The sequence below is a fragment of the Nonomuraea cavernae genome, from assembly GCF_014646355.1.
Classification (GTDB): Bacteria; Actinomycetota; Actinomycetes; order Streptosporangiales; family Streptosporangiaceae; genus Nonomuraea; species Nonomuraea cavernae.
This window is the reverse complement of record NZ_BMNH01000009.1, coordinates 75387-98575: the sequence shown is the minus strand read 5'-3', so window position 1 is coordinate 98575 and position 23189 is coordinate 75387. Positions and strand designations below refer to the sequence as shown.

General features: G+C 69.8%; 23 protein-coding genes. 15 read left to right on the top strand and 8 right to left on the bottom strand.

All coding sequences use genetic code 11. From position 1 onward, the window contains the following. Nucleotides 1-4: 4 nt before the first annotated feature. From IEY82_RS17240 to IEY82_RS17220, 5 genes are all read right to left on the bottom strand, one after another. The gene (locus tag IEY82_RS17240) at nt 5-922 is read right to left on the bottom strand and encodes a sugar phosphate isomerase/epimerase family protein (RefSeq protein ID WP_189125146.1); all 918 of its coding nucleotides are present in this window, start codon (nt 920-922) and stop codon (nt 5-7) included. Then, a complete protein-coding gene (locus IEY82_RS17235; RefSeq protein ID WP_189125262.1) occupies nt 919-2076 on the bottom strand; it encodes a dihydrodipicolinate synthase family protein in 1158 nt (385 codons plus the stop codon). The genes IEY82_RS17240 and IEY82_RS17235 overlap by 4 nt, the downstream gene beginning before the upstream one ends. Further along, the gene (locus tag IEY82_RS17230; RefSeq protein WP_189125145.1) at nt 2076-3221 is read right to left on the bottom strand and encodes a Gfo/Idh/MocA family protein; all 1146 of its coding nucleotides are present in this window, start codon (nt 3219-3221) and stop codon (nt 2076-2078) included. The genes IEY82_RS17235 and IEY82_RS17230 overlap by 1 nt, the downstream gene beginning before the upstream one ends. 76 nt (nt 3222-3297) lie before the next feature. Then, nucleotides 3298-4524: a ribonuclease D gene (locus IEY82_RS17225; RefSeq protein WP_189125144.1), complete on the bottom strand. Its 1227-nt coding sequence runs from the start codon at nt 4522-4524 to the stop codon at nt 3298-3300. A 45-nt stretch (nt 4525-4569) separates the two neighbouring features. Continuing rightward, a complete protein-coding gene (locus IEY82_RS17220; RefSeq protein WP_189125143.1) occupies nt 4570-5166 on the bottom strand; it encodes a DUF3000 domain-containing protein in 597 nt (198 codons plus the stop codon). A gap of 586 nt (nt 5167-5752) precedes the next feature. Here IEY82_RS17220 and hemE point away from each other — a divergent pair. Beyond that, a complete protein-coding gene (hemE, locus tag IEY82_RS17215) occupies nt 5753-6775 on the top strand; it encodes a uroporphyrinogen decarboxylase (protein ID WP_189125142.1) in 1023 nt (340 codons plus the stop codon). Here the strand turns inward: hemE and IEY82_RS17210 are convergent. Further along, nucleotides 6763-7725 carry a DUF4349 domain-containing protein gene (locus IEY82_RS17210; protein WP_189125141.1) on the bottom strand — a complete coding sequence of 321 codons (963 nt, stop codon included), beginning with the start codon at nt 7723-7725 and terminating at the stop codon, nt 6763-6765. The two genes, hemE and IEY82_RS17210, sit on opposite strands and share 13 nt — an antisense overlap. A gap of 122 nt (nt 7726-7847) precedes the next feature. Here IEY82_RS17210 and hemG point away from each other — a divergent pair, with 122 nt between their 5' ends. Both hemG and hemQ read left to right on the top strand, forming a co-directional pair. Continuing rightward, complete coding sequence (gene hemG, locus IEY82_RS17205; RefSeq protein WP_189125140.1) at nt 7848-9251, top strand: protoporphyrinogen oxidase; 1404 nt, start codon at nt 7848-7850, stop codon at nt 9249-9251. Nucleotides 9252-9255: 4 nt separating this feature from the next. Continuing rightward, on the top strand, nt 9256-9957 hold the full coding sequence (gene hemQ / locus IEY82_RS17200) for a hydrogen peroxide-dependent heme synthase (protein WP_189125139.1): 702 nt from the start codon (nt 9256-9258) through the stop codon (nt 9955-9957). Nucleotides 9958-10015: 58 nt separating this feature from the next. Here hemQ and msrB read toward each other — a convergent pair whose 3' ends face one another. Next, nucleotides 10016-10417 (bottom strand): peptide-methionine (R)-S-oxide reductase MsrB, encoded by a 402-nt coding sequence (gene msrB / locus IEY82_RS17195; protein WP_189125138.1) that lies wholly within the window; start codon nt 10415-10417, stop codon nt 10016-10018. Between the two features lie 329 nt (nt 10418-10746). Here msrB and ligD point away from each other — a divergent pair, with 329 nt between their 5' ends. After that, nucleotides 10747-11766 (top strand): non-homologous end-joining DNA ligase, encoded by a 1020-nt coding sequence (ligD, locus tag IEY82_RS17190; protein ID WP_189125137.1) that lies wholly within the window; start codon nt 10747-10749, stop codon nt 11764-11766. 49 nt (nt 11767-11815) lie between these two features. Next, the gene (locus tag IEY82_RS17185) at nt 11816-12709 is read left to right on the top strand and encodes a tyrosine-type recombinase/integrase (RefSeq protein ID WP_189125136.1); all 894 of its coding nucleotides are present in this window, start codon (nt 11816-11818) and stop codon (nt 12707-12709) included. Here the strand turns inward: IEY82_RS17185 and IEY82_RS17180 are convergent, their stop codons facing one another. Continuing rightward, on the bottom strand, nt 12710-13297 hold the full coding sequence (locus IEY82_RS17180; RefSeq protein WP_189125135.1) for a hypothetical protein: 588 nt from the start codon (nt 13295-13297) through the stop codon (nt 12710-12712). 138 nt (nt 13298-13435) lie between these two features. On the opposite strand from IEY82_RS17180, the gene IEY82_RS17175 reads away from it, so the two are divergent. The 10 genes from IEY82_RS17175 (at nt 13436) to IEY82_RS17130 (ending at nt 22966) form a co-directional block, all read left to right on the top strand. Beyond that, nucleotides 13436-13717 carry a hypothetical protein gene (locus IEY82_RS17175; RefSeq protein ID WP_225263304.1) on the top strand — a complete coding sequence of 94 codons (282 nt, stop codon included), beginning with the start codon at nt 13436-13438 and terminating at the stop codon, nt 13715-13717. 118 nt (nt 13718-13835) lie between these two features. After that, nucleotides 13836-14045, top strand: coding sequence for a hypothetical protein (locus tag IEY82_RS17170; protein WP_189125134.1), 210 nt, complete (start codon nt 13836-13838; stop codon nt 14043-14045). A 5-nt stretch (nt 14046-14050) separates the two neighbouring features. Further along, nucleotides 14051-14821 (top strand): bifunctional DNA primase/polymerase, encoded by a 771-nt coding sequence (locus tag IEY82_RS17165; protein ID WP_225263315.1) that lies wholly within the window; start codon nt 14051-14053, stop codon nt 14819-14821. Continuing rightward, on the top strand, nt 14818-16341 hold the full coding sequence (locus IEY82_RS17160; protein ID WP_189125132.1) for a winged helix-turn-helix domain-containing protein: 1524 nt from the start codon (nt 14818-14820) through the stop codon (nt 16339-16341). Before IEY82_RS17165 ends, IEY82_RS17160 begins: the two co-directional genes overlap by 4 nt. Continuing rightward, on the top strand, nt 16338-16670 hold the full coding sequence (locus tag IEY82_RS17155; protein ID WP_189125131.1) for a hypothetical protein: 333 nt from the start codon (nt 16338-16340) through the stop codon (nt 16668-16670). Before IEY82_RS17160 ends, IEY82_RS17155 begins: the two co-directional genes overlap by 4 nt. Then, nucleotides 16667-16870, top strand: coding sequence for a hypothetical protein (locus tag IEY82_RS17150; RefSeq protein WP_189125130.1), 204 nt, complete (start codon nt 16667-16669; stop codon nt 16868-16870). Before IEY82_RS17155 ends, IEY82_RS17150 begins: the two co-directional genes overlap by 4 nt. Before the next feature lie 275 nt (nt 16871-17145). Continuing rightward, nucleotides 17146-17694 carry a hypothetical protein gene (locus IEY82_RS17145; RefSeq protein ID WP_189125129.1) on the top strand — a complete coding sequence of 183 codons (549 nt, stop codon included), beginning with the start codon at nt 17146-17148 and terminating at the stop codon, nt 17692-17694. 229 nt (nt 17695-17923) lie between these two features. Then, the gene (locus IEY82_RS17140; protein WP_189125128.1) at nt 17924-18277 is read left to right on the top strand and encodes a hypothetical protein; all 354 of its coding nucleotides are present in this window, start codon (nt 17924-17926) and stop codon (nt 18275-18277) included. Continuing rightward, nucleotides 18277-18666: a DUF7715 family protein gene (locus IEY82_RS17135; protein ID WP_189125127.1), complete on the top strand. Its 390-nt coding sequence runs from the start codon at nt 18277-18279 to the stop codon at nt 18664-18666. Before IEY82_RS17140 ends, IEY82_RS17135 begins: the two co-directional genes overlap by 1 nt. 670 nt (nt 18667-19336) lie before the next feature. Further along, a complete protein-coding gene (locus tag IEY82_RS17130) occupies nt 19337-22966 on the top strand; it encodes an NlpC/P60 family protein (RefSeq protein ID WP_189125126.1) in 3630 nt (1209 codons plus the stop codon). Nucleotides 22967-23189 lie beyond the last annotated feature (223 nt).

Below are 23189 nucleotides of genomic sequence, written 5' to 3'. Positions count from 1 at the left end.
AGGGTCAGCCGGCCGGCACCAGGGCGGCGTAGCGGGCCTTCATGGTGGCCACCACGTCGTTGGGATCGGCGGCCCAGACGTCGGCGTTGAAGATCTCGACCTCCACGTCGCCGGTGTAGCCCGCCCCGGCCACGGCCCGGGTGATCGGCCCGAAGTCGATCACTCCGTCGCCCATCATGCCACGCCCGAGCAGCACGTCGGCGGGCAGCGGGTGCAGGTAGTCGCACACCTGGTAGGCGGCGATCCGGCCGCGAGCGCGGGCGAGGTCGTCGGACAGCCGCGGATCCCACCACACGTGGAAGGTGTCGACGACCACGCCGACCTGCTCCGGCGGGTACGCCTGACACAGGTCGAGCGCCTGGCCCAGCGTGGACAGGACGGCCCGGTCCGGGCAGTAGACCGGGTGCAGCGGCTCCAGCGCCAGCCGGACGCCGCGCTCCCCGGCGTAGGGCGCGAGGACGCCGAGGGCCTCGGCCACCCGCTCACGGGCCCCGGCCAGATCGCGTGAGAAGCCGGGCGGGCAGGGAGCCGAGCCGCCCGCGGCCGGCTCGCGTGAGAGGCCGCTCGCGGGCAGTGGTGCGCCCGCCCGCACGCCGGGAAGACCGCCCACCACCATCACCAGGCAGGCCGCCGCCAGCTCCGCCGCCTCGTCGATGGCCCGCCGGTTGTCGTCGAGAGCTCGGGCGAAGGCGTGACGGTCCTCCTCGCCGGGCAGTCCGCCCGCGGTCAGGAAACCGCCCCGGCACAGCGACGACACCCGCAGCCCGGCCTCGCGCACCAGCCTGACGGTCTCGGCCAGCCCCTGCTCGGCCACCTTCTCGCGCCACAGCCCCACGGCCGCCAGCCCGTGCCGTACGCAGCCGTCCACGGCCTCGGCCACCGACCAGCGCCTGGTCGTCCACTGGTTGAGCGACAGACTCATTGGCCGTTCACCGCCAGCAGCGCCCTCATCCGGCGCACGGCCAGCTCCGGGTCGGCCAGCAGCCCCGCCTGGTCGGCCAGGCGGAACACCTCGGTCAGGTGGCGCAGCGAACGCGCCGACTGGGCGCCGTTGACCATGGCGAACGCGTCCTGATGGCCGTTCAGCCAGGCCAGGAAGACAATGCCGGTCTTGTAGTGATAGGTCGGCGGCTCGAAGATCTTCCGCGACAGCGGCACGGTCGGCGCCAAAATCTGGTCGTAGTCGGCCAGCAGCCGGTCGCGATCGGCCTGGCCGCCGGACTCGGCCGCGTCGAGCACCCTGAGGGCGGCCGCCGCCGCGGGGGCGATCGCGGCGAAGACGCCGAGCAGCGCGTGCGAGCCCGATTTGATCAGCGACGGGTAGTTGAAGTCGTCGCCCGTGTAGAGCCGCACCCCACCGGGCAGCGCCGCGCGCAGCCTCACCTCGTGCTCCTCGTCCAGCAGCGACACCTTCACCCCGTCCACCATCGGGGCGTGGGCGTGGATCAGCTCCAGTAAGGAGTCGGTGGCGGCGGGCACGTCGGCCGAGCCCCAGTAGCCGGCCAGCATCGGGTCGAACATCTCGCCGAGCCAGTGCAGGATCACCGGCCGTTCGGCCAGGCCGAGCAGCTTGCCGTACACCTGGTGGTAGTCGCCGGGACCGTTCGCCACCCGGGCCAGCTCGCGCGAGGCCATGACGATCACCTGGGCGCCGGCCGACTGCACCGTGTCGATCTGCTCGGCGTACGCGGCGGTGACGGCGGCCAGGCCGGCCGCGCCGGGGGCGTGGTCGGTGCCCGCGCCGCAGGCCAGCAGCGTGGCGGGATCGCCGAAGTCGCGGGCCGCACGGGCGCCGCGCGCGATGAGCTCCTTCGTCGCGGCCCAGTCCAGGCCCGCGTTGCGCTGCGCGGTGTCCATGGCGTCGGCCACCCGCAGGCCGTACGACCACAGGTGGCGGCGGAAGCGGAGAGTGGCGTCCCAGTCGACGGCGGCGGGGGAGCCGGGCGTGTTGTCGCCGAGCGGATCGGCCACCACGTGCGCCGCCGCGTAGCCGACGCGGCCGGTGACGGGCGCGCCCTGCGTGGGCCAGGTCACGGGCTCGCGCAGGGCGTACGCCCCGCCGGGCAGGTCGATCATCACAGTGCCGGCACCTCGATCCGGCGGCCCTCGGCGGAGGAGCGCAGCCCCAGCTCGGCCAGCTGGACGCCGCGCGCTCCGGCGGCGAAGTCGTAGGGGAAGGGCGCGTCCTCCAGCACGTGCCGGACGAACAGCTCCCACTGGATCTTGAACCCGTTGTCGAACTCGGTGTTGTCCGGCACCTCCTGCCACTGCTCGCGAAAGCGCGTGGCGACCGGCAGGTCGGGGTTCCAGACCGGCTTGGGCGTGCCGGCCCGGTGCTGGATCCGGCAGTCGCGCAGCCCCGCGACCGCGCTGCCGTGTGTGCCGTCCACCTGGAACTCCACCAGCTCGTCGCGGTTGACGCGGACCGTCCAGGAGGAGTTGATCTGGGCGATCACCCCGCCCTCCAGCTCGAAGATCCCGTACGCGGCGTCGTCGGCGGTGGCCTCGTAGGCGGCGCCGTGCTCGTCCACGCGGGCCGGGATGTGCGTCGCGGCCTTCGCGTAGACCGCCTCGACCCGGCCGAACAGGTTCTCCATCACGTAGTGCCAGTGCGGGAACATGTCGAGCACGATGCCGCCGCCGTCGGCCGCGCGGTAGTTCCACGACGGGCGCTGCGCCTCCTGCCAGTCGCCCTCGAACACCCAGTAGCCGAACTCACCGCGCACCGACAGGATCCGGCCGAAGAAGCCGCCGTCGATCAGCCGTCTCAGCTTGAGCAGGCCGGGCAGGAAGAGCTTGTCCTGGACCACGCCGTTCTTGACGCCCCTTGCCGCCGCCGCCTCGGCGAGCGCGACCGCCTCGTCGACCGACTCGGCCGTCGGCTTCTCGGTGTAGACGTGCTTGCCCGCGTCGATGGCTCTGAGCACGGACTTCACCCGGGCCGAGGTGACCTGGGCGTCGAAGTAGATCAGGTTGTCGTCGCCGGTGAGCGCGGCGTCGAGCTCCGTGGTGTGCTCGGCGACGCCGTGGCGGGCGGCCAGGCGGGCGAGCCGGGCGGGGTCGCGCCCGACGAGGACCGGCCTGAGCAGGACCCGCTCGCCGTCCGAGAGCGTGACGCCGCCCTGCTCGTTGATGGCCAGGACGGACCTGACCAGATGCTGGCGATGGCCCATCCGTCCGGTGACGCCGTTCATCACGACGCCGATGGTGCGCACGCTCATGGGATCCCCTTCAAGGAAAGCGCTTTCCCGCAACGTACGGCTGGGCCGCCGGAGGCGTCAAGTGCGCCGGCCGTACCTAGAGGTCGCCCTTGGTCTCCAGTCTGGCCAGGGCCTTGGCGAGGGGGTGGGCCGTGAGCGAGACCTGCCACGCGCGGGCGCCGAGCCCGCGCAGCCGCTCGGCCACGCTCTCGTCGCTGATCTCCTCGGGAGGCTCCCAGGTGAGCCTGCGCACCGCGTCGGGCTGCAGGACGTTCTCGGTCGGCATGCGGTGCTCGTCGGCGAGCGCGGCCACCACGGCGCGGGCGGCGCTGAGCCGCTTGGCCGCGGCGGGATCGCGGTCGGCCCACCGGTTGGCGGGAGGCGGGCCGTCGCCCGGGGTGCTGGGCTGCGGCAGCTCGCCGTCGGACAGGGCGCGGGCCCGGCTCACCGCGCTCAGCCAGTCGCTCATGTGCCTGCGCGCGCTGCGCCCGGTGAAGGCCGAGATCTCGGTGAGGGCCTTCTTGGTGCGCGGCACGTCGAGGGCGGCGGCGACGATCGCGGAGTCGGGCAGCACCCGGCCCGGCGCCAGGTCGCTCTCGCGGGCGATCCGGTCGCGCATCATCCACAGCTCGCGCACGATGGCCAGGGCCCGTACGTTGCGCACCTTGTGGATGCCCGAGGTGCGCCGCCACGGGTCGGACCGGGGCGTGGTCGGCGGTGTGCCGAGCACGGCGGCGAACTCCTCGCGCGCCCACTCCAGCTTGCCGCTCTCCTCCAGCTCGGCGCGCAGCACGTCGCGGAGCTCGACCAGCACCTCCACGTCGAGCGCGGCGTAGCGCAGCCAGGCTTCGGGCAACGGCCGGGTCGACCAGTCGGCGGCCGAGTGCCCCTTCTCCAGTCGTAGCCCCAGCACGGTCTCGACCATGGTGCCGAGCCCCACCCGCTCGTAGCCGAGCAGCCGGCCGGCCAGCTCGGTGTCGAACATGGCGCGCGGCCGGAAGCCGATCTCCAGCAGGCACGGCAGGTCCTGGGAGGCGGCGTGCAGCACGATCTCCGCGTCGGCCACCGCCTGGTCGAGCGCGGACAGGTCGGGGCAGGTGATCGGGTCGATCAGCGCGGTGCCGGCGCCCGCGCGGCGCAGCTGCACCAGATAGGCGCGGTTGCCGTAGCGGTAACCGGAGGCGCGCTCGGCGTCGACCGCCACCGGACCGGTGCCCGCGGCGAAGGCGTCGACGGTCCGGGCCAGGGACGCGGCGTCGGCGACGACCGGGGGGATGCCTCCGCGCGGCTCCAGCAGGGGGACGACGGTGCGTTCTTCTGTCATGAGTCCACCGCTCTCATGACGCTGTTGTTCTGTTGACTGGTGCCCTCACTTCGTTCGGTCACTCTCCGGATCATCGCGTCGGCGGGGCATGGCGGCCACATCGGGTGGGAGCGGTGGGATCCCCGCCGCCACGCACATGAGGTCGCACCAGGCGGCGACATGGCCGGACAGGTCCTCGTGCGTGGGGGACCAGGACGCCCGCAGCTCGAGCTCGGTGGTGACCGGATCGTCGGCCTTGTTGCCGAATCCCTCGGACACCGCTCTAGTCACGGTACCGCCGGCGGCGGAGTAGTCGGCTTGGTGGGCGTCGAGCGCTTCGGTCAGCCAGCTCCACGCCACCGGCCCGAGCAGCGGGTCGGAGGTGATCTCGGGCTCCATGTCGGCCCGTACGTAGGCCACCAAACGGAACGGACCCTCCCAGCCGCGCTGGCCGTCGGGGTCGTAGAGCAGGATCAGCCGGCCGACCGCGAGCTCGTCGTCGTCACGGTAGACGGAGGCGCCCATGGCCGCGGAGTAGGGCGCGAGCCGCTGCGGCGCGGGCAGGTCCTCGAGCTCGATCTCCGGTCTGACCTCGGCCAGCCGGAGGCTCTCGACCGCGTGCCGGAACGCGGCCGGAGCCGGTGGCCGGTCACCGAGGGTCATAGTCGAAGAGTAGGTCGTAGACGGGCGGAAGGGGACCACGGGGGTGCTCATCGTTCGCGATCAAACCGCTGCCGCAACCAGCTGCCGGACCGGGCGGGTGGACGTGACCTGGGCGATGAGCAGGGCGTGACCGCACTCGACGCAGGCCCACTCGGCGCACTCGCCCGGCTCGTGCCCGTCGAGGCACGGTGGTCGCTCGAACTGCCGCTCACCAGCGCACGAGGCGCAGGTCTCTCTGCGGCGCTCTGGGGAACTCCACAACGCGGTCATCGCACTGGGGCCTTTCGTCGGGTCGTGGCTCCGACGTTGGCATGCCGCGCCGACAATTCCCCGCAACGCGCTCGGCGTGTCCCGAAAGTGGATGCTGAATCGATGCCGCGCGGTCACTTGGGGAACATTTGGTCCAGTCGAGACCGGCTTTCTGGTCGCCCATGGGGTGTGTTCGACCCGGGTGCGGCGCCGATGCCGGGTCGGCCGGTAAACGTGCATCCGACCATCTGATCATGATTTTGGTCGTCCAATGCCTACTTTTCCGACACCTCACGCCGGATACCGGACCGCGCGCAGGCCATGGCACCCTTGGAGGGTGAATCTCGCCGACTCAGCGTTCCTGCGCGCCTGCCGCCGCCGGCCCGTCACGCACACTCCCGTGTGGTTCATGCGCCAGGCCGGGCGCTCGCTGCCCGAATACCTCAAGGTGCGCGAGGGCGTGCCCATGCTCACGGCGTGCGCCACGCCCGAGCTCATCGTCGAGATCACCATGCAGCCGGTCCGCCGCTACGGCGTCGACGCCGCCATCTTCTTCAGCGACATCGTCGTGCCGCTCAAGGCCATCGGCGTCGACCTCGACATCAAGCCCGGGGTCGGCCCGGTCGTGGCCCAGCCGATCCGTGACGCGGCCGGCCTCGACGCGCTGCGCCCGATCGAGCCCGGCGACGTCACCTACGTCACCGAGGCCATCGAGGCGCTGGTCGGCGAGCTCGGCGGCACACCCCTGATCGGCTTCGCCGGCGCGCCGTTCACGCTCGGGTCCTACCTCATCGAGGGCGGCCCGTCCAAGAACCACGACCGCACCAAGGCCATGATGTACGGCGAGCCGCGGCTGTGGCACGCGCTGATGGAACGACTCAGCGGCATCGTCCTCGAGCACCTGCGCATCCAGATCAGGGCGGGCGCCTCGGCCGTCCAGCTGTTCGACTCGTGGGTGGGCGCGGTGGCCCCCGACGACTACCGCGAGTTCGTGCTGCCCCACACGCGCCGCATCTTCGACGGGCTCGCCGACCTCGACGTGCCGCGCATCCACTTCGGCGTGGGCACCGGCGAGCTGCTCGGCCTGCTCGGCGAGGCGGGAGCCGACGTGGTCGGTGTCGACTGGCGGGTGCCGCTGGACGAGGCCGCCCGGCGGGTCGGCCCCGGCAAGGCGCTGCAGGGCAACCTCGACCCGGCCATCCTGCTGGCCCCGTGGGAGGTCGTCGAGCGCAAGGCCCGCGAGGTGCTGCGCCGCGGCCGGGCGGCCGAGGGTCACGTGTTCAACCTGGGCCACGGCGTGCTCCCCTCGACCGACCCCGACCAGCTCAGACGGCTGACCGACCTGGTTCACGAGGCCTGAGTCTCCGCCGGGGCGACGGCCGGGGGCGTCCTCCTGCCACGCGCGCGGCGCACGAGGAAGGACACGAGCAGCACCACGGGCACGATGACGATCAGCCACGGCAGCACCGCGCCGAGCACCGTCAGGGCCACCATCGCGAACCCCTTCAGCGCCGACCAGCCCGCGGCGAGCCCGCCCAGGAAGCCCGCCGGCTCCTCCGACGGCTCGGGCACCACGGTGACCGGCCCGACCAGGTTGAGCGTGAGCGTCGCCATGCCCACCTGGGCGGCCAGCTCCTTCTGCCGCGCCTGCAGCGACTCCAGGTCGGCCTCGCGGGCGGAGATCTCCCGCTCCACCTCCAGCACCTGGCCGATCGTGTCGGCCTTCTTCAGCAGGGTGCGCAGCGAGACGAGGGCCTCCTGCGCCGACTTCAGCCGGCTGTCGACGTCGGCCACCTGCAGCGTGACGTCCTGGGTGCCCTGGTTCACCGAGAGCTGCTTGCCCAGGTCCTTGCCGAGACTCGCGAGCACCTCGGGATAACGGGCGGGCGGGACCTTGAACTCCAGGGTGGCGGAGCCGTCTCCGCCGTCGGAGAAGTGCGACTCCTCCTTCGACAGGTAGCCGCCGGCCGAGGTGACGATCTGCTTGGCCCGCGAGGCCGCCGCCGTGACCTCCTTGGCCCGCACGGTCATGTTCGCCACGTAGACGACCTGGCGCTCCTGCTGGGTCAGCTTGACGTTGGAGGCGAGGTTCTCGCCGCTCCCCGCCGACCGCCCGCTCTTGGCGGCGGACTTGGGGCTGACCTCCGCGGAGCCGTCCGTGTCCGCCCGGTCCTGCGCGACCGCCGACTCGGGCGCCGCGGCCGGGGCTGAATCGGTTGAAATGGTGCGGAGCGAGCCGCCGCCGCACCCTGACGCGAGCAGGGCAACGCACGCGGCCGACAACGCCACGCCGTACCGGAATCTCTTCATGCCCCTATGACGGCCGTGGGAACAGGCGGGTTTGATGGCAGCCGTCACGGTATGGTCACGCGCCCCGAACGGCCGGTCAGGCACCCGAGACGGTAACGTCAGGAGCCGTGAATGGGAACGCCGTGGAAGAGAACGCGCCCCACGTCGTCGTGGTCGGCGGCGGCATCTCGGGGCTGGCCGCGGCCTGGCACCTTCGCCAGGCCGGGGGCGACCGGATCAGGATCACCGTGCTGGAGGGCGCCCCGCGTGTCGGCGGCAAGCTGCTCGCCTCGCCGGTCGCCGGAGTCAGCGTCGACGTGGGCGCCGAGGCCATGCTGGCCAGGCGGCCCGAGGGCAAGGAGCTGGCCAAGGCGGCCGGGCTCGGCGACGACCTGATGAGCCCCGGCTCCGCCGGCTCCGCCATCCTCAGCAGGGGCGCGTTGCGGCCGATGCCCAGGAGACAGGTCATGGGCGTGCCGGCCGACCTGGCCGAGCTGGCCAAATCCGGCATCCTGTCGCCGGGCGGGCTGCTCCGGGTGCCGATGGACCAGATCCTGCCGCCGACCCTGGTGCGCACCGACGTGTCCGTAGCCGCCTACATCAGGGCCCGGATGGGCGGCGAGGTCCTTGACCGGCTCGTCGAGCCGCTGCTCGGCGGCGTCTACGCCGGCCGCGCCGACAAGCTGTCGCTGGAGGCCACGATGCCCCAGGTGGCCGCCGCCGCCCGATCCGAGCGCTCGCTGCTCAGCGCCGCCCGGCGGATGGCCGAGGAGAGCCCCAGGGACGCCGGCCCCGTCTTCACCACGCTCCGCGACGGCATGGGCAGCCTGCCCGAGGCCGTCGCCAAGGCCGCCGAGGCCGACGTCCGTACCGGCGTCACCGTCCGCGAGCTGTGCCGCACCGAGCAGGGCTGGCGGCTCGTGACCGGCCCGGTGCCGAAGCCCGAGGTCATCGATGCCGACGCGGTGATCGTGGCGGTTCCCGCTCCCGCCGCCGCCCGGCTGCTCGGGGCCGAGGTGCCGGGGGCCGCGACCGAGCTGGCCAAGATCGAGTACGCCAGCATGGCCGTCGTCACGCTGGCCTACCCCGTCGCGGCCTTCCCCGAGCCGCCCGCGCGCACCGGCTACCTCGTCCCGCCCGTCGAGGGCCGCCCGGTCAAGGCCGTCACGTTCAGCTCGGTCAAGTGGCCCCACCTCGCGGGCGACCTGGTGCTGCTGCGCTGCTCGATCGGCCGCGTCGGCGAGGAGCACCTGCTGCAGCGCGACGACGCCGAGCTGGTCTCGCTCGGCACGGCCGAGATGGCCGGCGTGATGGGCGTGCGCGGGCTGCCCGTCGACACCCGCGTCACCCGGTGGGGCGGCGGGCTGCCGCAGTACAACGTGGGCCACCTCGACCGGGTGGCCAGGGTGCGGTCCGCGGTGGCCGTGCAGCCGGGGCTCGCGGTGTGCGGGGCCGCCTACGAGGGGCTCGGCATTCCCGCCTGCGTCGCCACCGCCCGGACGGCCGCGGGCCGGATTCTGGACCACCTGTCCCAGCGAGGAGAATAGAGGCATGACAGAGGGCGCTGCGCGGCCGAAGGCCCGCGATCTCAACCAGGTGATCCGCTACACGATGTGGTCCGTCTTCAAGGTGACCGAGCCCGTGCCGGGCGACCGTGGCCAGCTCGCCGACGAGCTCGGTGAGCTGCTGGAGCAGGCCGCCCTGAAGGACGTGGTGACCCGGGGCCTCTACGACGTGGCCGGCTTCCGGGCCGACGCCGACTTCATGTTCTGGTGGCACGCTCCCACCCCCGAGGACCTGCAGGACGTCTACTCCCGCTTCCGCCGCACCGGTCTCGGCCGCCACACCACGCCGGTCTGGTCGGCGATGGCGCTGCACCGGCCCGCCGAGTTCAACAAGTCGCACATCCCGGCGTTCCTGGCCGAGGAGGAGCCGCGGGCCTACGTGAGCGTCTACCCGTTCGTACGGTCGCTGGAGTGGTATCTCCTCGACGACGCCGAGCGCCGGGCGCTGCTCGCCGAGCACGGCAAGATGGCCCGCGACTACGCCGACGTGCGGGCCAACACGGTCGCCTGCTTCGCGCTCAACGACTTCGAGTGGATGCTCGCCTTCGAGGCCGACGAGCTGCACCGGATCGTCGACCTGATGCGTCACCTGCGCGGCGCCAAGGCCCGCGAGCACACCCGGATCGAGATCCCCTTCTACACCGGGGCCCGCAAGCCCGTCCAGGAGCTCGTCGCGGCCCTGCCGTGATCAGCCGGCGACTCACGGCACGCCCTCGCGCTCGGCAAAGCGCGGGGGCGTGCCGCGTTCACTCGGCTGACTGGAGGCGGAGCGAGACGGAGTTGATGCAGTAGCGGTCGTCGGTGGGGGTCGCGTAGCCCTCGCCCCGGAAGACGTGACCCAGGTGGGAGTCGCAGCGGGCGCAGCGCACCTCGGTGCGCACCATCCCGTGGCTGCGGTCGTCGATCAGCCGCACCGCCTCCGACTCCGACGGCTCGAAGAAGCTCGGCCATCCGCAGTGGGACTCGAACTTCGCGTCCGACCTGAACAACTCGGCCCCGCACGCGCGGCAGGAGTAGACGCCCTCGGTCTTGGTGTCGACGTATTCACCGGTGAAGGGCCGCTCGGTGCCGGCTTCGCGGAGCACGTGGAATTCCTCGGGCGAGAGCTGAACCCGCCACTCGGCCTCGCTCTTGACGACCTTGTCCATACGTTCAGCGTACGAGATGCGGCAAAAAGAGATCTCCGCAGGGGGAAGCATCCTTTCTGGGGCGAATTTGCGTCTTTGTAAGCAAGGGGGTGTCATCGCCTCCTGTCAAGGGTGAGATCATTCGCCGGATCGCTGAGGCGGCACAGCCCACGCCCGTGCTGGAGTCGCAGGCGATCAGAGGCCGGCCGGGCGGCGCGCCAGCGCCCGGGACGGCGACGATGGCGGGTGATCTTAAAAGGTCCGTCCCGTCGAGCCCTCGGTCCCGCCACCGAGGCGGCTCCGGGACGGACCCACCCGTTCGCGGACCGGTCCGGGGTAGGTTCGGGGGCATGGCATCGCCGTACATAGAGCTCGAGGTGGGGGAGCGGACCGTCAAGGTCACCAATCCCGACAAGGTCTACTTTCCGGAGATCGGCGGCACCAAGCGCGAGCTCGTCGAGTATTACGTGAGCGTCGGCGACGGCGCGCTGCGGGCGTTGCGAGACCGCCCGACCAACCTGAAACGTCACCCCGACGGCATCCACACCGAGGCCATCTACCAGAAGCGGATGCCGCCCCGGCATCCCGACTGGCTGCGCACCGTCACCGTCACCTTCCCCAGCGGACGCAAGGCCGACTCGCTGCGGGTCACCGAGGTGGCCGCGATCGCCTACTGCGCCAACCTGGGCACGATCGACTTCCACCCCTGGCAGGTGCGCGCGTCCGACGTCGAGCACCCCGACGAGCTGCGCGTCGACCTCGACCCGCAGCCGGGGCTCGAGTTCGACGCCGCGCGCAAGGCCGCCTTCCTGACCCGTGAGGTGCTCGCCGAGGCGGGCCTGACCGGGTTCGTGAAGACCTCGGGCAACCGCGGCCTGCACATCGCGGTCCGGATCGAACCGCGCTGGGACTTCGTCCAGGTACGTCACGCGGGCATCGCCCTGGCCAGGGCCGTGGAGGAGCGCGCGCCCCACCTGGTGACCACGGCCTGGTGGAAGGAGGAGCGCGGCGAGCGGGTCTTCATCGACTTCAACCAGAACGCCCGCGACCGGACGATCGCCAGCGCCTACTCGGTGCGGGCCAGGCCCACGGCGCCCGTCTCCACCCCGCTCACCTGGGAGGAGCTGGAGGACGCCGATCCGGCCGACTTCGACATCCGCACCGTCCCGGCCCGCTTCGCCAAGCTGGGCGACGTCCACGCCGCCATCGACGACGAGGCGTACTCGATCGAGACGCTGCTCGACTGGTACGCCTCAGACGACCGCGGCGACCTGCCGTATCCGCCCAACTATCCGAAGATGCCCGGCGAGCCCAAGCGCGTGCAACCAAGCAAAGCTAGGCCGTCTACCAGCGGAAATGACCAGAACTAGACCATCTCTTGCCATAGCATAACGCTCACTCTCCAGATAACCTAGCCCTGTGCCCGAACTTCTTGAAGACCTCGCAGCCTCGTTCGCTCGGGACTTACGCGCCTCCAATAAGGCAGAGCGGACCATCACCCTCTACCTCCAGTCCGTCCGCTACTTCGGAGACTGGCTTAAGGAGCGCGACCTACCGCAGACCCTCGACTCGCTGACCAAGTCGAACCTGACCGGGTGGCTGGGGGACCTGTCCGCCAAGAACGCCACCTCGACCGTGCTGACCCGATTCCGCGGGATGCGCCGGTTCGTACGCTGGCTCCTCGCCGAGGAGGAGATCACCTCTAACCCGCTTGCCAACATCGAACCGCCGCGGCCTCCCGAGACGCCCGTGCCCGTCTTCACCGACGCCGAGATCGCCGCACTCATCAAGACCGCCTCCGGCACCGACTTCTTCGGCCGGCGCAACGAGGCGATCGTGCGCGTGTTCTTCGACACCGGCGTACGAATCTCAGAGCTGGCTGGGATGCAGCTCGACGACGTCGACTTTGATCACGACGTGATCCACGTCATCGGCAAGGGGAGACGTGGGCGTGCGGTGCCCTTCGGTGCCAAGACGGCACGATCCCTCGATCGCTACATCCGTGCCCGTCGCCAGCACAAGCTGGCCCACCTCGACGGCCTGTGGCTGAGTCAGCGCGGCGCCTACTCCACGGATGGCATCGATGATCTGTTGAGGACCTTGGCGACGAAGGCGGGAATTGATGACGTCCACGCGCACAGGTTCAGGCACACATTCGCGCATCGGTGGTTGTCCCAGGGCGGGCAGGAGCGTGACTTGATGCGCCTCGCCGGTTGGCGCTCCGCCGAAATGTTGGGCCGGTACGCGGCGAGCACGGCAGACCAGCGAGCCCGCGACGCTCACAAGCGAATGGGACTCGGCGACCAGCTCTAGCTACGCCTGCTTCTTTCCGGAGGTCGTCGCCGGAAGAAGCCCCGCCTTCCTGGCTCTCCGGACGTACTCTGCCGCCATGCTCGTACTGACGTCATACGTGCGCCGAACGGCCTGTGTCGGATTTTCGTTGACGTTGGCGCGGTAGACGTCCGCGACCTCGGCGAGGAACGTGGGCGTGATCTTTCGCGCCCCTCGCCCTTTTCGGGCAGCCGCTATGTCGTGCATCGCATCCACATATGCGATCTCGCCAGAGGATGCCACGGCCATGATCACGCCGTTCTCCTCCCGCTCGATCTTCTCGGAGAAGCCGGCGTAGATGCCCTCGACCATCTCGGCGATGCTCACCGTGCGAAGGTCGTTCTGCTTCACCTCGCGGCCGTTCTCGACGCTCGCAATCGTGATCTCCCGGCACTGCGGGATGCCCTCAACCACCTCTAGGCGTGCGGTGAGTCGAGGCTGTCCGCCGGCGCCCGGCAACACGACGTGAATCTGCTTCGGCAGTAGTCGATCTCCGACGCGAACCCAGTGATCCGGCCCGATCTGGGCTTCGGCGTAGCCGATGTTGCCAATGCTCTTCCGTGTGCGCACCCGGTCAACCTACCACTTTCGATGTACGTCAACATTGCAAGGCTCAACCATCCAGTGAACCATCTAGTCGCGCTATGCTCCCTCTGAGCACAGCGCATCTGCCTGTGCCCCCGGCTCTCTCATGTCAGGAGACGGAGCATGCCCCTCACCCCGGAACAGCGCGCCATGCGGGCACGCCTGGCCGCCCATGTGCGGTGGAGCAAGGCCCGCGACAGGTCCGCCGAGCTGGCCAAGGCCCGCGAGACGTTCATGTCGCGGTTCGAGAAGGAGGTTGACCCCAACGGAGAGATGACCCCTGAGACTCGCGCATTGGCCGCCGAGTCCGCCCGTAAGGCGTACTTCACGAGGCTCGCGTACAGGTCCGCTCGCGCTCGCAGCGGGCGCGAGACCCGGGGCAGGGAGGTGGACGATGCCGCCTGAAAACACGAAAGCCGCCCGGCCAGGGGCGGCTCTCGATTCGATGACCCAGCAGGCCACCAACGACACCGCCAGAGTAGCGCGCCGGACCCGTGCGCGTCACGTGACCGGGCAGCTTCCTGTGGTTCACTCCGCTACCGCGTTCCCGCCCGCGTGGGGCATGGTCACGGTGCTGATCATCCTTGATGACGAGTGCGAGTGCGGTTACTTTCACGCGCACAGGGTCAAGGCTCCCGCCCCCGCGCTGCTCGCGCGTACGGCCCGATGCGGCACCAAGTACCAGCTCGCCTTGCACGCGCCGAAGGCCAAGCGCGGAAGGCGGGCCGCGTGAACGCGATGCTCGCCGCCGCCCTGGCCATCATCAGCCAGGGCGGGCGGGTCCTGATCTGCGAGCCGGGCGGCAAGGCTCCGCTGACGCGGTTCCTCCCGAACGGGGTCCTCAGTGCCACGGACAACCCTGAGTTGGCCTCGCGGTGGTGGAGGCACGAGCCGAACGGGAACGTCGCGATGGCCACCGGTCACCCCTGGCGCGACGTGCTCGACATCGACGTGAAGCCGGGCGGCACCGGGTGGCCGGCCTTCCACCGACTCCGGGCCGCGGGCTTGCTGCCCGAACCGCTGGTCTTCGTGGGCACGCCCTCTGGCGGTGGGCACGCCCACTATGTCGGGACGGATCAGGCGTGCGGGTCACTGAAGCGCCACTTCATCGACTGGAAATCGAGCGGCGGCTACGTCCTCACGCCGCCTTCCGTCGTCGACGGCAGGCCGTACACGCTCATCTCGGAGCGTCCAGAGGCGCGAGCTCAACTCAACTGGTCGTCGGTCCGGCAGTTCCTCGACCCGCCCAAGCCTGTGCGGGCCGCACCCCACCGCGCCAGCGTCGGCACGGGCATCGACCACCTCGCCGCGTTCCTGGCAGGCAAGACCAAACCGGGCCGCAACCAGGCGTTGTTCTGGGCCGCGTGCCGGGCCTCGGAGAACGGCGCGAGCGAGGTCGAGCTACACGAGCTGTACCGCGCCATGCAGTTCGGCGACGGATTCGACGAGCGGCAGGCAGCCCGCACGGTGGCCGACGCGTTCCGTACCACGACCAGGAGGACCGCGTGACCGCCCCTGAGACCCCCTCCGCCAAATTTGGTGAACTTCTGGAGACGGTTAGGGGTGCCTACAAGAAGTGGCTCGGCGACAAGTACGACCTCGGTGCCCTCGATGCCGTTCTGTCCGCCGCCGCTGCTGAGCGCCTCGAAGGTGACCCTTGCTGGCTCCTGGTGCTGTCCGGGTCTGGAGCAGCTAAGACCGAGACCGTGATGCCGCTGGAGGGTGCCGGTGCCCTGATCGTGTCAACGATCTCCGGCGAGGCAGCGCTCCTGTCCGGGACGAGCGAGAAGGACCGGGCGGCAGACGCGACAGGTGGCCTGCTGTGCAAGCTCGGCGCTACGGGCCTGCTTGTCGTGAAGGACGTCACCACGATCATCAGCATGAGCCGGGACTCCCGCGCGGAGGTGCTCGCGGCTCTCCGCGAGGTGTACGACGGCCGATGGAACCGCGAGGTAGGAACCGAAGGCGGCAAGACGCTTTCATGGCGAGGGAAGATCGCCGTCATTGGAGCGGTCACGACGGCATGGGACTCCGCTCACGCGGTGATCTCCAGCATGGGTGACCGGTTCGTGCTCGTTCGTATCGACTCCTCCGAGAACCGCCGCGCGGCCGGACTCCAAGCCTTGCGCAACGTCGGCTACGAGGCCGCCATGCGCGAGGAACTGCGCAAGCTGGTAGGTGAGCTGATCTGCTCAGTGGAGCGGGGCACGGCCATCGAGCTGACCGATCCTGAGATGGAGAGCCTCCTCGACCTGGCGGACGTCGTCACCCTCGCTCGGACCGCCGTCGAGCGCGAAGGGCCGAAGGTCGTCTACGCCCACGCACCCGAGATGCCGACCCGCTTCACGAAGCAGCTCGCCCAGATCGTGCGCGGCGGGATCGCCCTCGGGATGGACCGGGCACGCGCCTTCGCTGTTGCGGCCCGGTGTGCGGGAGACAGTCTGCCGCCTCTTCGTCGTCGCATCCTCGCCTACCTCTTCAAGGAGGGGCCGAAGCCCGTTGGCGACGTCAAGAACGGGTTGCAGCTCCCCCGGACCACCGTCGAACGCGGCCTGGACGAACTGCACCTGCTCGGCGTGCTGGAGGCCAGAGAGGAGAAGTGGGGCCAGGGGACCCGCAACGTCTTCGCCATCTCGGAGCGCATCGACAGATCGGCGCTGGCGAGGTTGACCAAAAATGGCGAGGGGACTCCCGGGGGCGCGAAGGGAGATGGTTCGCCACCGAAGGCCACCAAAAATGGCGACACCCTCCCCCGGGACGGGGACGCGAGGTTAACCAAAAATGGCGGAACCCCCGCCGAGGTCCACCCGGCTCAGCTACAGGTGCCCGGCACGCCCTCGCCCGATCCCGCCCCCGAACCACCTCCGGCCAAGCCTCGCGCAGCGCGCAAGCCCGCCAAAGCCAAGCTGCCCAAGCAGAAGTGCGGCCACTGCAAGAAGTCGTACACCCCGGCCAAGCTGCCCTCCAAGTACTGCGAGGACAGGTGCCGGAAGGCCGCCCACCGCAAGAAGCCCAAGGAGACCTCATGACCAACCGCAAGCCATCCCGCTACGTCGAGCACTGGGAGACGGTGGCCGTCACCGCCCTGCCTCCCGGATGGCGCAACGTCTACCGGCACGACGACGGACCGAGCACCAGCCCATGCCCGGCGATCCTCCTGCAGGAGCACCGGTCAACCGTCGCCTGCTGGGACATCCCGCTCCCCGAAGGGCACTACGACGTGCGCACCGAGGAGAAGCTGATGCAACCGCCGTACGAGACGCGGGCCGTGTTCGCCGACTACGACATGGCCACCCTGTGCCCTGCTGACGACGTGGGCAACTACGAACGCACCATCGGGCCGGAGGAGACCCCGTGACCCTGCCCAACCCGGCGGACTACGGGCTGACTCCCGAGGAGGCCGACGACTGCATAGACCAGGTCCTCGACCAGCGGGCCGAAGCGATCGTTGACGGCATCGTGGAGACCTTCGCCCGCATGCCCGTCATGACACCGCGCGTCGCTCTCGCCCTCGCCCGCCGACTCCAGCGCAGGTACGGCACAGGTGACGAAGCCTGACCTTGCCGCCTGGCTACTCGGTCACGCCCGCGACGATTCCGATCGTGGGCGTGACCTCCCCGCCGAGCTGCCCGGCCTGCTTCGCGACATCCTCAACCCGCCCATGTTCCCTAGCGAACATGCGTTCGATCGTTCTGAAACCATAGAAGTCAGCAGCACCGAATGGGCCCAACGGTCCGGCTACACGGTGCAGCACGTACGGCGCCTCTGCAGGGCAGGCAAACTCCCCGCCCGCCGAGCAGGCCGCGACTGGTGGATCAGGACGAAGGAGCACGATGGGCATGACCACGACGGAGCCACCGACCTTCGCTGAGCTACGTCAGCGCATCCTCGACGGCGGCGACGTCACCCCCGAAGAGTACGAGCGGGCGCGAGTACTGGCCGAACTGGACGAGCTACAGCAGCAGGCCGACCAACGCGCCGCCACCCGCCAGGCCGAAGCCGAACGCGCCGCACGATTCGACGACCTCCGAACTCGAGCACGCGGCATCCTCGACCAGCGCCAGCAGCGCGACACCCTCGCCGACACCCTCCGGCAAACCCTCGCCGAGATGATCCGCATCCAAGACGCGATGGAAGCCGACCGCGACGCCGTCATCTCCGGCCTACTCGCCGAAGGCATCCGCCCCGGCAACGAAGACCACGGCATCGGATGGGCCAACGCCGACGCCTTCACCCAGGCCGACCACATCCGCCTCGACGGCAACCGCGTCGCCCTCGGCAACATCCGGGTACCCATCCAAGACGCCCTCGCCGGCGCCCTCGCCGACACCGGCAAAGTCCGCGGCTACATCGGCGCCATCGCCCCCGGCCGGCCGCGATGAACGACAAGCCACCCGAAGACCAGAGCAACCCCGACGTCACGCGGACCCTCATGGAAGAACGCCTACGGCAGCTCCTCGAACGCCGCAGGCAAGCCGTCCGTGACTTCCTACGCCGCGGCCAGCCACCCGGCCCGGCATAACCCACAGACCTCGCCGCCGCAGGCACGGGGCGAGACGGAGCGGACCGGCTACCCGTGCGGCCGGTCCGCTCCACACAAAGGAGAACAGCGTGGCCACCGCGATCAGGACCATCCCCGACGACTTCGAGGACAGGGTGACCGCCATCCTCGGACACACCCTCGCCAACGTCCCGCCAGACCTAGGCCAGCACCTCAAGCAGGCAGTCAACGAGGTACTCACCTACGCCGACATGCCCGTCATCCCCGATCACCTGCTCGTGTACGACGAGAGCAGGTACATCGACCAGGTCGGCCCCACCGTCCGCTTCCGCGGCCTGCGATCAGCCGAACTGTGGCGGCAAGACCAAGACGCATGGGGCCACACGCACGGCGTAGACCGCGCCAGGTTCGAACAGCTCCGAGACCGGCAACTCGCCGCGCGCCAGCAGCAGGAGAACGCCTGATGCTCATACTCGCAGCACCACACAGCGACGACCCGCGAGACGACGGGTTCAACCACGCCATCCCCGGCGAACTCCTCTACCGGCCGTTCGTGTGCTCCAGCGGACAAGAGCATGCATGCGGCTGTGAGAGGTCATGGGCAGGCGTAGGCAGCAGTAGGGCAACGACCCTCGCCGAGGTCATCGACAAGCCCGACATGACCCCATCGGAGTACCTCAACACCATCAGCCTGTTCCTCGCTGAAACGTGGGACTGGGAGGTCAAGGACGCCGTAGACGAAGCGCAGACCCTCGCCGCCATCGCCGAGGACTTCGGAGCCGGCGCCTACGTGACCATCCGCATCGAGGACGACAGCCACGTCTTCGAGCTCATGGAGACCGACCATGCCTAGGCGCGTACAGGCCAACCCGCGTGACCGTGTCGAGTCCGGCCAGATGTGGCGCACCACAGCAAGGCCCGTCGACTGGCCTGCCCGCGTCGAGCGCGTCAAGAAGCGCGACCAGTCCTGCCGCTGGATCGAAGCAGGCGAACTCTGCCGAAGCACAGAGAACCTAGAGGTCGACCACATAGGGGACCCGAGCGACCACGACCTGGCCAACCTCAGGCTTCTGTGCAGGACGCATCACCGCAGGCGCACAGGCCGGCAGGGAGCGCAGGCAGCAGCCGCGGCACGCGCACGCAAGCCACGCAAGAGACCGGCCGAGCCGCATCCGGGACTCATCGCATGATCACGTCCGGTATGTCCGATTCCGCAAGGACCTGGGGGGTGTCCCCTTTGTCTGTTTTGTCCCGAGCGCTGACGGTGATTGCGCCGGAGATCTTGTACGGGCCATGACTAGTTCCTGATCAGCGAAAACGCCGAGCGCCCCCCTTAGCCCCCCACCTTCCAGACGAATAATCCCAGGTCAGAGCCTCATAAGCGTTACAACACGGCTTGCCCTGGTGGATCGGGGGTCATTCCCCGGGGGAGTTGAGGCATGACGGAGTTCAAGGCCGGCGAGGTTGTCGTCCCGGTAGTCCCGGACGCGAAGGGCTTCAACAAGCAGCTAGGCCGTCAGATCGTGCCTGCCGCGTTCGGTGTGGGCCAGGAGACGGGCCGTGAGGTGCAGCGCGGCATCTTGTCGAGCCTGAAGAAGATCTCCGTGCCGGTCGAGGCGGACACGTCGGCTGCTCGTTCGTCGATCGAGGCGTTGCGTCGTGAGGCGGAGCGGGCGGCCGGTCAGTCGGTGCGGGTGCGGGCGGACGCGGACACGGGGGCTGCTCAGGCTGCGCTGGCTGCGCTCGGTGCGGTGGTGAGCGGGTTGGATGGCCGCCGCGCGAACGTGAACGCTGATGCCGATGTCGGTGGGGCTGTGGCGAATCTGGCCGTTGCCGACGCTGCGGTGTCGAGGCTGGATGGCCGTACGGCGCACGTGAACGTGAATGTCGACGCGGGGATGGCGCTGGCGAAACTCGCGGCGGTGTCGTCGGGTCTGCTGGCGTTGAGTGCCACGGCCGCGGCGGTCGCGGGTGGCGTGGTGGCGGTGCTGACGCCGGCGCTGCTCGGTGTGGCCGGTATCGCGGCGGTGGCGATCCCGGCGCTGGGCCGGATCAATGAGTCGCTGAATGCGCAGGAGCAGGCCGGGAACGCGGCGGCGCGCGGTCTGGCAGCGGCGACGGGCGCGACCCGCAATCTGGTGATCGAGCAGGCGCAGGCGCAGATCAAGGTGTTGCAGGCGGCGAACGCGGCCGAGACGTTGCGCAGCGCCCAGGACCGGGTGAAGGACGCCGTTGGCGGCGTGGTCGAGGCGCAGAACCGGCTGAAGCAGGCGGTCCAGTCGGCGGCGTCGGCTCAGGCCGCCGCGGCTCAGCGGGCCGCGGCTGCTGAACGGTCGCTGGCGGATGCTCAGCGCCAGGCGTTGAAGGCGCAGGAAGACCTGAACCGGGCACGGCAGCAGGCGATCAAGGATCTGGAGGGCGTCGCCCGCAGCTTGCGAGGCAACGCGCTCGACCAGCGCGAGGCCGCACTCGACGTGGCGGACGCCGAACGGGAGCTGGCCGCCGCACGCAAGGGCGGCAACGCCGAGGACATCGAACGGGCGTCGATCTCCTACGAGCGAGCGAAGATCCGCGTCGAGGAGTTACGCGCCGAGCAGGAGCGGCTGAACGCCGAGCAGGCGAAGGGCGTCGAGGGAAACGACCGGGTCGTCTCGGCGAAGCAGGCGGTGGAGTCGGCGAACGCCCGCGTGATCGACCAGGAACGGGCGCTCGCCCAGGCGTACGCCGAGTCGGGCAAGGCCGGTGAGGAGGCGGCGCAGCGGGTGGCGGACGCGCGTAAGGCGCTGGCCGACGCCGAGAAGCGGGTCGACGACGCGAAGCGGGCCGTCGAGGGCGTGAAGCGGCAGCAGAAGATCGCCGCTTTGCAGGAGAAGATCGCCCGCGAGCAGGCCAAGCAGCAGGCCAAGCAGGCCGCGTTGGCCGCGAGGCAGAGCGCCACGGCGACGCCGAAGGGCCCGGACCTGTCGCCCGCCGAGAAGGCCGCCGCCAAGTCGCTGCAAGCCTTCAAGAAGACGTACGAGAAGTTTCAGAAGGATCTCGGCGGCGCGGTTCTGCCGGTGATCACGGGCGGGCTGAAGGTCGTCGAGAAGCTGTTCAAGCCGATGACGCCGCTGATCAAGGCGTCGGCCGGCGCTCTGGTCACGCTGGAGAAGTCCGCGGCCAAGGCTCTCGGCGGCAAGTTCTGGACGGACTTCTTCAAGCAGATGACGGCCGCCGCACCGGGCGCGATCGGCGGACTCGGGAAGATCATCGGTGATCTGATCGTCGGGTTCGCCGGACTGGTCAAGGCCGCTCTGCCGCTGATGCCCGTCATCCTGAGAGTCTTCGGGACGATCACCGGGGCGTTCGCCTCTCTGGCCAAGGGGCTGTCAGGTGATGCCGGGTTCAAGGCCGTGATCGACATCATCAAGACCGCGTTCGAGATCCTGGTCGCGTACTGGCAGAACGTCCTCGGCCCGGTGATCGTGTGGCTGTGGCAGAACATCGTCACACCCGCCCTGCAAGGCATCGCGTGGGTTGTGAAGTGGGCGTGGGAGAACGTCATTCAGCCGGCCGTCTCGCAGCTCGTGGTGTTCTGGCAGACGGTCCTCGGCCCGGCGATCACGTGGCTGTGGGAGAACGTCATCAAGCCCGCCTGGGATGCGATCTCCAAGGCGATCAGCTACGCGTGGACCAACTGGATTCAGCCGGCACTGAAGGCGCTGTGGACGTTCATCACGCAGACCCTCGGCCCGAAGGTGCTCTGGTTCCACGACACCATCGTGAAGCCCGTCTTCCAGAAGATCGGCGAGTTCATCAAGTACGCGTGGACGAACTGGATTCAGCCGGCGCTGAAGGCCGTGTGGACGTTCATCACCGAGACGCTGGCGCCGAAGGTCGTCTGGTTCCACGACACGATCGTGAAGCCCGTCTTCACCAAGGTGGGCGAGGCTATCGCGTTCGTCTGGGAGAAGGTCGTCAAGCCCGCGTTCTCGGCGCTGTGGACGTTCATCTCCGAGACGCTGCCGAACGGCTTCAAGAAGGGCGTGGAGCTGGTCGGCAAGTTCTGGGACGGGCTGAAGGCCGTCGCTAAGGCGCCGGTCAACTTCGTGATCGAGACCGTTTACAACAACGGCATCGTCAAGCTGTGGAACACCGTGGCCGACGCGCTCGGGCTGAAGGACATGAAGCTCGCGCCGCTGCCCGCTCTGGCCACGGGCGGAGTACTGCCCGGCTATACGCCAGGCCGGGACACGATGGTCGCGGCGGTGTCGGGCGGCGAGGCCGTCATGCGTCCGGAGTGGACGCGGGCGGTCGGCTCCGACTTCGTGCACCAGGCCAATGCAGCTGCCCGGCACGGCGGCGTGTCGGGTGCGTCGGGCTTCATGCGCGAGCGGTTCGCCGGCGGATTCGCGACCGGCGGCATCATCGGTGACGTGCTGGCGAAGGGCGTCAAGGTTGGCGCCGAGGCGTTCCTCAACCCGATCCTCGACCAGGCGGCGAAGGCGATGGGCGGCTCGCAGTGGGGGCAGATGCTCACGGCGTGGCCTAAGAAGATGGTCGCCGACGTGGTCAAGTTCCTGGAAGGGAAGGAAGCCGCTCAGGGTGGCGCCGGCGCCGGGAAGGCTCTCGCGTTCGCTCGCGCCCAGCTCGGCAAGCCGTACCAGTGGGGCGGGACCGGGCCGGGCTCGTTCGACTGCTCAGGCCTCACTATGAGGGCGTGGCAGGCCGCAGGCCGCGGCGACATCCCGCGCACGTCGCAGCAGCAGATGGGATGGGTGAAGCAGATTGCCAAGCCGGTGCCCGGTGCTCTCGGGTTCCCGCATCCGGGGCATGTCTGGCTGTACGCCTCACCGAACACCATCGTCGAGGCTCCGCAGACCGGGCTGAAGGTGCGCGAGGTGGCCGCCCGCGCGGCGCAGCTCGTGGGCGTGCCTCCGGCGACCTACGACTCGGGCGGGTTCCTGCCGACCGGTCACTCGCTCGTCTACAACGGCACTGGCTCACCCGAGCCGGTACTGACGGACCAGCAGTGGAAGTCCCTCGCCGGCGGCGCCCAGGGCGGCGACGGGCCGATGGTCAACATCCAAGGCGACTACATCACCAACGACATGCAGACGCCCGACCAGATGGCGCGTGACCTCTACTGGCTGTCCAAGAGCAGGCCCCGCTGAGAGTTTCGCGAGCCTCTTACGCGCGGGTGCGCGCGTGGTGGACGCCGGCCCTGTCCCGTCCTGTCCGCAGTGCACGGGACAGGGCCGGCAACCCCAGCGAGCGACAGGCGTGCACGCTCCCGGGGGGCTTGGTCGAGTGGCCCTGCCCGATGCTTCCCCAAGGGCAGGGCCACGGTCCTCGGCGGACTGTTGTTACACCGAGGAGTCTGGCGAGTTGATCGGG

Bases quoted from the DNA above. Each gene is read 5' to 3' on its own strand.
- IEY82_RS17240 (WP_189125146.1), bottom strand. From the start codon at position 922: ATGAGTCTGTCGCTCAACCAGTGGACGACCAGGCGCTGGTCGGTGGCC.
- IEY82_RS17235 (WP_189125262.1), bottom strand. From the start codon at position 2,076: ATGATCGACCTGCCCGGCGGGGCGTACGCCCTGCGCGAGCCCGTGACC.
- IEY82_RS17230 (WP_189125145.1), bottom strand. From the start codon at position 3,221: ATGAGCGTGCGCACCATCGGCGTCGTGATGAACGGCGTCACCGGACGG.
- IEY82_RS17225 (WP_189125144.1), bottom strand. From the start codon at position 4,524: ATGACAGAAGAACGCACCGTCGTCCCCCTGCTGGAGCCGCGCGGAGGC.
- IEY82_RS17220 (WP_189125143.1), bottom strand. From the start codon at position 5,166: ATGACCCTCGGTGACCGGCCACCGGCTCCGGCCGCGTTCCGGCACGCG.
- IEY82_RS17210 (WP_189125141.1), bottom strand. From the start codon at position 7,725: ATGAAGAGATTCCGGTACGGCGTGGCGTTGTCGGCCGCGTGCGTTGCC.
- hemQ (WP_189125139.1), top strand. From the start codon at position 9,256: ATGACAGAGGGCGCTGCGCGGCCGAAGGCCCGCGATCTCAACCAGGTG.
- msrB (WP_189125138.1), bottom strand. From the start codon at position 10,417: ATGGACAAGGTCGTCAAGAGCGAGGCCGAGTGGCGGGTTCAGCTCTCG.
- ligD (WP_189125137.1), top strand. From the start codon at position 10,747: ATGGCATCGCCGTACATAGAGCTCGAGGTGGGGGAGCGGACCGTCAAG.
- IEY82_RS17175 (WP_225263304.1), top strand. From the start codon at position 13,436: ATGCCCCTCACCCCGGAACAGCGCGCCATGCGGGCACGCCTGGCCGCC.
- IEY82_RS17165 (WP_225263315.1), top strand. From the start codon at position 14,051: ATGCTCGCCGCCGCCCTGGCCATCATCAGCCAGGGCGGGCGGGTCCTG.
- IEY82_RS17155 (WP_189125131.1), top strand. From the start codon at position 16,338: ATGACCAACCGCAAGCCATCCCGCTACGTCGAGCACTGGGAGACGGTG.
- IEY82_RS17145 (WP_189125129.1), top strand. From the start codon at position 17,146: ATGGGCATGACCACGACGGAGCCACCGACCTTCGCTGAGCTACGTCAG.
- IEY82_RS17135 (WP_189125127.1), top strand. From the start codon at position 18,277: ATGCTCATACTCGCAGCACCACACAGCGACGACCCGCGAGACGACGGG.